This window comes from Pseudomonadota bacterium (assembly GCA_026388275.1).
Lineage (GTDB): Bacteria > Desulfobacterota > Syntrophorhabdia > Syntrophorhabdales > Syntrophorhabdaceae > JAPLKB01.
Map to the genome: position 1 here is coordinate 24,587 of JAPLKB010000006.1, position 11,353 is coordinate 35,939.

Sequence of the window (11,353 nt, forward strand, 5' to 3'; positions counted from 1 at the left end):
TACATTTGTTAAGATCAATATTCAGTGATTTCGAGTTCTAAAATCCAAAACCTGCAAGACAAAATCCAAAATAAAAAAAGGGGGGATAAACCCCCCTTAAGTTTGTTTCTCTTGTTACTTCGCCTGCGGTGCACCCATAACTTGTGCCATGAAGTCTTCGTTGACAAGCTCGCCCTTTGCAATGAGCTGACGGTTCTTGATGAAATCGATGGTATCTTTACCGGTGATCTTCTTGGTATTAAATGCGCCGAAACCAAGGAATGCCTCGCCCATCATGTTTGTTGCCAGCCAGTATCTGTGATCGTTCTTAATCTGATCCCAGAAGAATTTCTTTTTCTGTCTAATGCCGTCAATGGACTTATTCAAGCATCCGGGGAAGAGGTTCGCGAAGATCCAGCTAACTCTGTCTACTTCTGCATCGAGAAGTGAGAAATCATAGTCGTTATTTTTCAGTTTCTCGCCTACCCATGCCCGTGCATCCTTTGCTTCCTGACCTGTCTTGTTCTCACCGTATACGATTTCGCCGTCTTTTACATAAACATCGGTGATAACCTGGGGATTTCTTACCCATACACCCTTGTCGTCTTTCAGGACAGGGATTGCCTTGGAGATGAGGTTTTTTGCCTTCATCTTGTATGCTGAAAACATTTCACAGCTTACGCAGCTCCACATTGCATCCTCAGCGCTTAAGAACCAGGGGAGGAAGTCAGAGGAACCGCCCACAGGGGCTGAACCATGTCTCGGACCGGCCTGGCCGAAAATAGCAAGGTCGGAAGAAATAGCGATATCACATGCAAGGCCGATTTCCTGGCCGCCGGCAACCCTCATACCGTTTACACGGCAGATAACCGGTTTTTTGCACATAAGGATGCTGTCAACCATATTGTTAAAAAGTTCCATGTATGAGCCGTATTCTTCCGGTCTCATGCTGTAGTATTCTGAATACTCTTTTGTGTTGCCGCCCGTACAGAAGGCGTTTGCACCTGTGCCGGTAAAAATTACGGAAACTACTTCGCGGTCTGTTGAAGAATTCTCAAAACCGGCGATGACGCCCTTTACCATCTCTGTTGTGTAGGAATTGAACTGAGACGGATTATTGAGTCTGATCCATGCATTGTAAAGACCCGGTATTACGTTGCCCTTAGGATCTTTTAAAGGTCTTTTTTCGTATACGGTGCTGGGAGCATCTGTGCCCCACCACTGTGTACCATGCCTGCTATGATCCTTCATTGCGTTTTCTCTTGGCATCCATTCTAAACCCATACTTTCCTCCTCTTAATATTGTTTTTTTTCATTAGAAATCTGGTGTTAATACAACCCTCTTTGCAGGGGATCCAGCTTTGTGTATCTCATCGAATGTTGCTGCAATCGTGCTCATTTTTCTTACGTCAACAAAAGGATCAATGACAATCTTCTTTGAAAGAACCATATCGAGCACTATCGGGTAATACTCAGGTAAGCAACCCCATGTTCCGATAACTTCTGCGTCAAAGGCCATAAGCTTTGAGAACATATATTCGCTCTTTGCCATGCCGTAGCCGAGAAGTATGAGTTTTCCGACAAAGGAAAGCAGATCAAGGGCGAGTTCCTGGCCAGCTTTTGCACCAGTTACCTCAAAAATCTTCCAGAATGTGTTGGGGAGGCCGTTTGACTTGCAAATGTTTCTCCATTCGCCGACAAGTGTCTTGTTGTCTTTATCCAATGTGCTGATAACATAATCACAACCGTAATCAAGGGCTCTTTTCAGTTTCTCAGGGTTTCTTGCAATACCGATAACGGTTTTTGCACCGAGTGCTTTTGCTGTCTGAGCCATATAAACACCTACGCCGCCAGTTGCGCCGATGATGATTACATTGTCGCCAGGCTGAAGGTCTGCTCTTTTTGCTGCCTGATACGGAGTGGTTACCGCATCTGCGATAACTGCAAGCTGCTCAAGGGCATATCCTTTCTTATCAGCAACTAAGCAAAGGTCAATTGTAGGTACAGGTATGTGGCTTGCAAATCCGCCATATACGCCAATGCTATTGCCGGGCATCTTCTGTGCAAGGCATCTGTTGCCTCTCCCTGTTTTGCAAAGTAAGCACTGTCTGCAAGGCATAACAGCCGGTATTATAACTTCTTTCCCTATCCATGCAGCGTCGCCTGCAACTACTGTTCCTGCGATCTCATGTCCGAGAGCCAGCGGTGGTTTACTCACAGTGGGCACGCCATCATAGAAATAGCCAAGGTCTGTGTGACATACGCCGCAGCCTGCAACTTCTACAAGCACTTCGCCTGCTTTGAGTTCCGGCACCGGTATTTCAGCCACAGCCAGCTTACCGGGTGTAGTTTCCTTTGTTTCTCTGTTAAATACTGTTGGTTGAACCATCTGCCACTGTTTTATTGTCTTTGGTACATCTGCCATTACAACACCTCCTCATATATTTTAAATCTTGAGAATATCACCTCCCTACTTTTTACGTCATTCCATAACCGCCGTCTACACAAAGAAGCTGCCCTGTGATATAGCGTGAGTCGTCTGAAGCAAAAAATACAAAGGCTGGAGCAACATCTTCAGGCTCGGCATATCTGCCGAGAAGAATCCTTTTCGTATAAATTTCTTTGAGCTTTTCGTCTGTTGAGATTGTATGGGTCATTTCTGTGGTGACAATGCCGAGGGAAATAACATTTGCTGTAACATTAAACTTTGCCAGTTCCCTTGCCATTGATTTTGTCATGGAAACTACCCCGCCCTTGGCAGCGCTGTAATTTATCTGCCCTATGGTGCCAACTATACCGGCGACAGAAGTAACATTGACTATTCTGCCATAATTCTGCTGCATAAAATATTTCGAAGCTGCCTGAGCACAGAGCCATGGGCCTCTCATCTGGATATTGACAACCTCATCCCAAGTCTCAACGGACATTTTGTGCATCATACCCGGTTTTGAGATACCTGCATTATTCACAAGTATATGTATTGAACCAAAATTCTCTACACAGGTATTGATTATTTTTTCCGCATCCTCTTTCTGAGCGACATCACCTTTTACGGCAACCGCCTTCCTTCCCATGCCCTTAATTATTTCAACCACCTCATCAGCTGCTTTACTATTGGAGGCATAGTTTACCACAACATTTGCACCTTCCTGTGCAAAAGCAATACTGATAGCTCTACCTACACCTCTTCCGCCGCCTGTAACTACAGCATTTTTCCCTTCTAATTTCATTTGCACCTCTCTTTAAATTAATCATTTGTGAAATATTTTATTAGTGTAATATTATATTTTAATGCAAATTTATGTCAAGATAAAAAACATACATATCAATAAATATGTGATATCGGTTAACCGGCATTTACAGTAATGTTAACTGAATAATTATGCATTAAATTTACGGTTATAAAATGGTCGTGTATGCATAAAAACTAAAAAGGCAAGTTTTAATGAAAAAATTCACTTGGCAAATATTAAATGTTAAATAATCCTGTGATCTGTTGTTATAAAAGCTCATCTCATGATAATGTTGGTACTGAAATTATAGGCCTCCTCGTCCAAAAACTCATCATAGCTTATTTCCTTTGCGACCATGCTGCTCCCGCATTCGGGACAAAAAATATTCACGGTTTCTCCGGAAAGAAACATGAATCCGCATAGATCACATACATATTCATCTGGTATTCTCAAGTTTGTTCCTCCTCATTTTCCTGCAGCCCTTATTATCCATACACAATACATTGATAGACATTGTGTTCCGTATTTACAGTAATCGCCCGGATGCGTAAAGGGGCTTTTATCAATATTTATATATTCTCTGTATTGCCCCTCGGGATTAATACCCCGAAGTTTGATTCAAAAAATAAATCTGTTCAAAATTCCTTATCAATACCTCAAGGTTTGCCTCGGGGTGATCCATTTCTGATAAAGATATTTTTTACCATTTAACATTTATATTTAGATTTATTATATGCATAGCATGGGGGAATGTCAAACTTTTGTTCTCTATCTATCAATGTCTGTTGAAGTACTCTTCCAGAATTAATTTGAAATTCCTGCTTATTTCTTTTTCTCCTTTGAGTATTTCACCGTGTCCAGGAATTAAGTATTCCACTTTTAGTCTTGACAGGTTTTCAACGCTATCTGCCAGTGCATCGATATCACCACCTTGAAAATCTGTCCTTCCTACCCCCATGTAGAAGACTGTATCTCCCGAAATCAGTATTTTTTCATCTTCCCAGTAAAGGCAGACAGAACCTGGTGAATGACCAGGGGTTGGGATAACCTGTAATTTTTTGTCTCCTATTTCGATTGTACCTTCCTTAAGAAATAATTGAAAAGGTGTTTGTGGCATACGGCAACCTGTTGCAAGAAATAACTCCTTACCGCCGTTATACAAATATTCATACTCTTCCCTGCTGATACCTTTTAATATTTCCTTGTCGAATAAACTGATGGCCTCAATATGGTCAGGATGGCTATGGGTGCACAATATACATTTAGTATATTCCGATGCTTTACCGTCCATTGTCATGCCTTCGACGACATGACTGAAAAGGTGTCTGTGTCCAGGATCGATCAATGTAGGTATTTTCCCGTCTATAAAAACGGTATTACAATTGTTTTCCTGATAAGATGTCCATGGATATACATACAGGTCATCGGTTATTTTCATTGTGCCTCCTGTGGAACCCCAGCCAGTAAACTTTCAGGTGTGATATCGAGCTTTTCCACAGCGTGTCTGTTTAATGTGCCGTTGTTTGATTCAATTGAAATAACCGGGGATTCGTTCTTTCCGTAATAACCTATAATATTTGCTGTTAAGGTTATAGTCTCATCGTCGAAAGCACCTTGCAATATAGCATTGGGCCCCCTGAACCCAATCGGCTGAAACAATACATAAGGCGCTGCCCAAAGAGACATAAGTTTATCATTTTCAATTTCATTTCTGCCGACAATGAGCTTAGTATCAGCCCGCAGCCTGAAGTGTCTGCCAATGCTCAGTAATTCTAAATCTTTCAAAGTCGATACCTTATCATGTTCAAAAAGATCCTTGAGCTTCTTTGCAAAAATAGGGTCGGTAAGAAGACAGCCTCCACCGGGGGAACCAAACTCTTTGAGGTTATATTTCTCGGCAAGGCGGTATTGTGGTGTCCTTGATCTGCCTGTAAAATCCAGTAGTTTTCCCCTGTCTAATATTCCTTCCTGTTCAGGTATTGATGGTAAAAAATGCATTGCCGAGAGGGGTCTGACTATCAGGCCTTCAAGTCCGCTGGCTTTTTCAATGATCTGTATAGTATCCCTTCTTTGTGACATCGGTCTTTGTCCAAGAACTTCCCCTGTCACAACAAAACCTGCCTGCTCTTCAGCCATAATTTCCTTTGTCTTCTGCAGCATAAATATTCTGCAATCAATACAAGGGTTTATGTTTTTACCGTAGCCATATTTTGGCGATCTGACAATATCAATGTACTCAGGTCCTTTATGTTTCAGTATTAAACCTATGCCAAGCTCGCTTACTGTCCTGACAGCTTGCAGGCCCCGCTCTTTTTCTTTTCTGCTGCTGAAGGGTGATGTAAAATGGAGGGCTATAACTTCTATACCCTGGTCCATGATAACCCTGGTTGCAAGAACGCTGTCCAGGCCGCCTGATAATAGTGAAATAGCTTTTCTGTTCATAATTGTTTTTGCAGATAGCTTTATAGACTCTTGCTTATAGCTGAAGTTTGATATTGGCTACAGGCTACAAGATGGAAACAGAGTTTTTCTCACTCTGTGCTGTTTATTCATTCTAAGCTGTCTGTTGTAAATACCTCCGGGATTCTTTCTTCAAGTGTATTCATTTTTATACCGGACTCGACACCGGGGAGAGGTGCAACCGGATTTGTAAGGAGGAATTTGCCGGAGTCTATCCAATCCTTTAATATCACTGATATTTCCCTTGCTTTTGAATAGCTTGAAATAGGAAATGTCGGTACTTCGTTACCGTTAATGGATATCTTGCCGGATTTCAGTTGGGCATAATTTACCTCACAGATGCTTTTAGGTATCCTGTTAGGATAATCATTGCCGTAGTCAACAACCTGTGCCCAGAAATCTTCATCGCTTCTGGACGTAAAATAGGCCATCTCTTCGTCAAGTATAGGTATAGGAATCCCCAGACCGATAAACATGGTTGCTCCGTAACCGACAAAGCTTGCACCTTTCAGAAAGTCGCTGTTCATTTGTTTTGCATCCCCTATGGTCGCCAGTGTTCCGGCGCCTGCTCTGGGAAGCCCGTCGGGGCTTCTTAGCGCATCAGGGTTGTGCTGTGTTCCGTTCCATGCTACGTATCCAATGCCGCCGCCCAAAAATATCCTCGTACCGATGCCGATGGTTCTGTACTTCGGGTCTTTCAGGAGCGGGGAAAGCTGGCCTGCACTGCAGTAATTTGCGCTGTGCATTTTCGGTTTTAATATCCCCATGTATGTATAAATAATCTTTTTAGTGAGGTTAACGGCAACGTTGTAATTCTGATAAGCGTTCCTTGGATTATAAAGGTATGCCTCATTTACATTATCTTTATTTATATATGTTTCGATCTTTTTGTTGGGATAACAATCTGTCCCGTAGGCTGTTGCCATAAGTCGTATATCCTTTCCACTGACAAAGTCCTCAATCACATGGCCACCGCCATATTTGAACGCACCGGGATAGACCATATTTCTCGGATCATCGTCTGGCATTGCAGTGGCGCCGATATAAACATCAACTGCTGCAATTCCGCAGTAAGCGGGTACGTCGTTGAGGAGGCATTTTCCTCCGCCTATCTTTATCCTTGGTTTTGTATGGCCTACATTTATAAACATGCCGCTGCTGCACATGGGTCCGAACGTACCGGTTGTTACAACGTCTACATACCCGGCTGCTTTTTTTGTGCCCTTTTCTTTTGTAATCTCTATCATTTCTTCGGCAGTTACAACAACAACCTTGCCGTTCTTGATTTTTTCATTAATTTCATCAATCGTTTTCAATATTGCCTCCCCTGCCCTCTTATTTCATGGAGGAATTAAATAATTCCGTTGAAAGGTACCTGTCGCCGAGATCAGGCATGATAACTACAATCAAACTTCCCTTAAACTCCTTCTTTTTTGCGATGTTGATCGCTGCCCACATCGCCGCACCGGAAGATATGCCGCAGAATATCCCCTCTTCTTTCGCAAGCCTTCGCGAGGTATCAAAAGCATTATCATTGGAAACTTTTACAATCCTGTCGATGATGCTTCTGTCTAAGATTTCGGGAATGAAACCGGCGCCGATACCCTGTATTTTATGCGGTCCTGGCTGGCCTCCTGACAGCACAGGAGATGCTTCAGGTTCAACCGCCACTACTTTAAAAGAAGGTTTTCTTTTCTTCAAGGTTGTACCGATACCGGTAATGGTCCCGCCTGTTCCGACACCTGCGACTAATGCATCTGCCATGCCTTCCGTGTCACGCCATATTTCTTCGGCTGTCGTTCTTATATGTATTTCAGGGTTTGCAGGGTTTTTAAATTGCTGGAGTATAATAGCCTTTGGATTTTCCTTTATTATTTCTTCGGCCTTGTCTATTGCACCTCTCATGCCGAGTACGCCCGGTGTTAAAACAAGTTCAGCGCCAAATGCCTTCAGCATACTGCGTCTTTCCATACTCATCGTCTCTGGCATTGTAAGGATAAGCCTGTATCCTTTAACAGCGCATACAAAGGCAAGGGCAATGCCGGTATTGCCACTGGTAGGTTCAACAATGGTTGTATCGCCGTTCAAAATACCGGCCTTCTCAGCAGCCTCTACCATGTTTATCCCGATCCTGTCTTTTACACTTCCGCAGGGGTTGAAAAATTCAAGTTTTGCAACTATCTCTGCATTAAGCCCCTTCGCAAGCCTGTTAATCCTTACGAGTGGTGTGTTCCCGATAAGCTTGGTTATATCCTCGGCTATTCTCATCATATTCCTGACTAGGAAAATTATACACTAATTTCGTTATAATTATAAGAGCTTTTTAAAGACCGGCAGGTATAAACTTGATTACTCTGTTTTTAAAAATTCACCGTCGTTTCTTGGGCTATTAAAAATTGCTTGCCAGTGCTATCAATTTGTGCTGTCACAGGTCGCAAGCCACTGAAAGCGGCTTCCGCGGCAAGATGGTGCTTCATGTTTCTCCTGAAGTCCATGCAAGGGCTCTTGCCACAGCAAAAACCGCATGAAAAAGCCTGAATCAATGGGCCGAAGAGATCCTGGACAAAGCTGCCCATGTTTGAAAAGGAGGGTGGAATGGTATGGAGAACTTCCAGCAACACATGCTGCGCGGTTTTGGCCTGCAAGCAAAACTTCACGGTTTTACCTTGTATACAGCAATGCCTCCTGTAATGCATGCTGTGCGGTTTTAGCCTTAAATGCACCACTTCTTCATGAAATCCATGTTTTGCAGTTTTGGCCAGAGGTGCTGCTTTCTTCCTGTAATCGAGTCTCCGCCATATCCCTTCAATATACAACATTACAATTGGCATTCAATAATTCTTTAATCGGGTTTCTAATCACAAAATCAGCACTTCAAATTAATAGATTGCTTTTATTGTGTTATTTATGTCATATGACATTTATGAGTGGAATAAAAATTATCGGGATCTTCCTTCTGATACTTACGACCATTTCACCCAAATCCGCTCTTGCCGACTGGAAAATTTACTACACGGGCATAATAGGACAACAATCTGGATATCATGGGAGAGGGAGTTTTGCTACTCAATCACAATGTGAACAATATCGTATGACTATGCCTGGGGGTAGTATGTCCTATTGCGGTGGATTTGACACCCCAACACCGAGTAGCCCCAGCGGGGACGATGGCACTGCGGCGCGTGAGCAGGAAAAGCAGCGGCAGCTCCAACTGCAAAGAGAGCAGCAAGAAAGAGAACTGGAACTTGCGAGACAGAAGAAGTTTGCTGAGGAAAAGGACAAACTTCTGGGGTCTTTCAAGGGGAACAGTACGGGTACACTTGGATTGAAGACTGGTACGGGGTCGGTTTCTGGTTGCATCGAGAAGGGCCTGACATGTGTTTTAAACGGCACGCCTTGCTGTGCGCCTTATAGTTGCAGCGGGAAATTTCCTAATACATACTGTGGGTCTCTCAATGGGACTGACACGCTTGGATTGAAGACTGGCACGGGGTCGGTTGATCCAAAGGTTCTACAGGAGCAAAACGAGTTTGAGAAGATGAATGCCGAATGGATGGAGAAACAGAAACAGCTTATTGAACAGAGACTCAGGGAGCCAAACAAGTATGCGGCGGCGATTACTAAATCGCTCAAGACGAATGCGCCGGCGATTACTAAATCGCTCAAGACGAATGCGCCGCCACTACCATGGAAGACATTTAATGAACTACAGGCCGGTGACGTGCTGCTCATGGAGGGAGAGAAGGCCTCTAAAGGAATCGTTTATGCAGACAACAAATTATCCGGGGGCAATCCATCTAATGCATCGCATACGGTCGTCTATCTCAAAGAGGTTAGGGGCAAAAAACTTTTCCTGGATAATCAACCCAATGTAGGACCGCGTATTATTTCTGAAGAAGAATTCAAAGGGTTGTATGGTAACCGTGGGGCTGATGTGGCCAAACTAGCACAGCCACTGAACAAAAAGGAAGGGCAGGCTCTTTTCTCAGCGGCAGTGGCGATGGCCCAAAAGAACAATCAGAAACTCATCAATAAAGATACCTGGTTCGGTAAATACCTGTTAAATGATACGAACTACGGTCCAGGGGGCAAAGATGATGTGGTTTGCTCTGAAACCGACTGGGCAGTAATCAATGCTGCCGGCCGCACGATTCCATTTTCTGATAATAAACTAAAGTTATTCTTAGGTCTTAATTTTACTCCTTCAGACTTTTACAACTCGCCATACTTCCTGGTCACCCCCCTGGTAATGCCAAAATAATCAATTCTGTTAATGGGGGGAAGTGTGCTTTTTAGATAATCGCAAATCTTGTAATTAGTAAAGGAAGGGAGGATAGAAAATGTATAGAAAACAAATCGGGTGTTTGATCGGTGTGTTGATATTATTAGCTTGGTGTTCTGTAACACTTGCAGATACCGTGCCCGAGGAGGCACAACGTTACATGGCGCGTGGGATGGCCGCGGTTGAGATGGCCAAGACGCCGAATGACTACAAACGTGCTGTCAACGAGTTTGAACAGGCAGCGAAACTCGCGCCGAACTGGCCGGACATTTACTTCAACCTGGGCTCTATCCAGGCCAAGGCCGGAAACTACGGTGAGGCCATGCGGCACTACAAACGCTATCTCGAACTCGCCCCCAATGCCCCCGATGCAGCGAAGGTCCGTGAGGAGATCTACAAGCTGGAGTATCGGGCAGAGGAGGAGGTAAGGGTGAGAAATCGTTTCATCGCGCATAGCAATGAGACAGTTCTGGACACGCGGACGGATCTGATGTGGGCGGCAAAGGACAATGGAGCGAATATTGATTGGAAAGGTGCCAAGTCCTATTGTGAGAATTACCGCGGGGGTGGTTATTCGGACTGGCGGATGCCGACGCTGGATGAGCTGGGGGGGTTGTATGATGCCGGTAAAAGTTATAAATCTGATTGCGGTTATTCTGATCTCAGTTATGATGTCCATTTAACGGAAGTAATTCGCCTTACTTGTACTTTGGTTTGGACTTCAGAAACACGCGGTTCCGATGCTGAAATTGTCAGTTTCCTGTATGGCAGGCATACACTGAAAAACCAGCGCGATCCCTCGGCCATGCGGGCGCTCCCAGTGCGGTCCGGCCAGAGTATTCTGGATTCCGAAAAGGCTCGCATTGCAGCTGCATACAAAACAGGTGCATACGAAGGAGTTCGCACCTATGAAAATGGCGATAAATACGAAGGTGAATTTACTAATTGGAAGTTAAACGGCAAAGGAACTTATACCTATGCAAATGGCGATAAATACATAGGTGAATTTGTTGATGGCAAATTCACAGGTAAAGGAACTTTCACTTGTAGCAATGGCAAGCAGTTCACAGGGAATTTGGAAAATAAAGTGCCGCTTGAATTTACTATGAGATGTAACTGATTTTGGGTAAGAGGTATTCTTGCTCTCAAAAAAAGTAAAAAAGTTAACTGGACTCTATCAGGATAAAAATAAATCTACAGGTGGATAACTTTCCATCCGTAATCGTCAATTATGGCAACCAGCCGCCACTGAACATTAGTAGGTGCTATACGTAACAAAGTCTGCTTTGCCTTATTATTTTGGTTAGTTACACATCATTTCACATTATCCCTAATCCATGCTTTCGTGTCAACAATAATTTCATCAATTAACGGTTCCAATTCTGAAGACTTCATATGC

10 protein-coding genes are annotated in these 11,353 nt (G+C 43.6%); 2 read left to right on the forward strand and 8 right to left on the reverse strand.

What is annotated here, in order from left to right; all coding sequences use genetic code 11:
- Positions 1–114: 114 nt before the first annotated feature.
- From oah to cysK, 8 genes are all read right to left on the reverse strand, one after another.
- Entirely contained in the window at positions 115–1,263 is a 1,149-nt protein-coding gene (gene oah / locus NT010_00930) for a 6-oxocyclohex-1-ene-1-carbonyl-CoA hydratase (GenBank protein MCX5804617.1), read from the reverse strand.
- A 31-nt stretch (positions 1,264–1,294) separates the two neighbouring features.
- Complete coding sequence (had, locus tag NT010_00935; protein MCX5804618.1) at positions 1,295–2,404, reverse strand: 6-hydroxycyclohex-1-ene-1-carbonyl-CoA dehydrogenase; 1,110 nt, start codon at positions 2,402–2,404, stop codon at positions 1,295–1,297.
- Between the two features lie 52 nt (positions 2,405–2,456).
- The gene (locus NT010_00940; protein MCX5804619.1) at positions 2,457–3,209 is read right to left on the reverse strand and encodes a 3-oxoacyl-ACP reductase FabG; all 753 of its coding nucleotides are present in this window, start codon (positions 3,207–3,209) and stop codon (positions 2,457–2,459) included.
- A 279-nt stretch (positions 3,210–3,488) separates the two neighbouring features.
- On the reverse strand, positions 3,489–3,665 hold the full coding sequence (locus tag NT010_00945; protein ID MCX5804620.1) for a hypothetical protein: 177 nt from the start codon (positions 3,663–3,665) through the stop codon (positions 3,489–3,491).
- A gap of 322 nt (positions 3,666–3,987) precedes the next feature.
- Positions 3,988–4,650 carry an MBL fold metallo-hydrolase gene (locus NT010_00950; GenBank protein MCX5804621.1) on the reverse strand — a complete coding sequence of 221 codons (663 nt, stop codon included), beginning with the start codon at positions 4,648–4,650 and terminating at the stop codon, positions 3,988–3,990.
- Positions 4,647–5,654 carry a 7-cyano-7-deazaguanine synthase gene (locus tag NT010_00955; protein MCX5804622.1) on the reverse strand — a complete coding sequence of 336 codons (1,008 nt, stop codon included), beginning with the start codon at positions 5,652–5,654 and terminating at the stop codon, positions 4,647–4,649. The genes NT010_00950 and NT010_00955 overlap by 4 nt, the downstream gene beginning before the upstream one ends.
- 107 nt (positions 5,655–5,761) lie before the next feature.
- On the reverse strand, positions 5,762–6,991 hold the full coding sequence (locus tag NT010_00960; protein MCX5804623.1) for a homocysteine biosynthesis protein: 1,230 nt from the start codon (positions 6,989–6,991) through the stop codon (positions 5,762–5,764).
- 16 nt (positions 6,992–7,007) lie between these two features.
- Positions 7,008–7,940 (reverse strand): cysteine synthase A, encoded by a 933-nt coding sequence (gene cysK / locus NT010_00965; protein ID MCX5804624.1) that lies wholly within the window; start codon positions 7,938–7,940, stop codon positions 7,008–7,010.
- A gap of 256 nt (positions 7,941–8,196) precedes the next feature.
- On the opposite strand from cysK, the gene NT010_00970 reads away from it, so the two are divergent.
- Together NT010_00970 and NT010_00975 are read left to right on the forward strand one after the other, a co-directional pair.
- Positions 8,197–9,933, forward strand: a complete 1,737-nt coding sequence (locus NT010_00970; GenBank protein MCX5804625.1) for a hypothetical protein — start codon at positions 8,197–8,199, stop codon at positions 9,931–9,933.
- Between the two features lie 79 nt (positions 9,934–10,012).
- Positions 10,013–11,074: a tetratricopeptide repeat protein gene (locus NT010_00975; protein MCX5804626.1), complete on the forward strand. Its 1,062-nt coding sequence runs from the start codon at positions 10,013–10,015 to the stop codon at positions 11,072–11,074.
- The last annotated feature ends 279 nt before the right edge of the window (positions 11,075–11,353 follow it).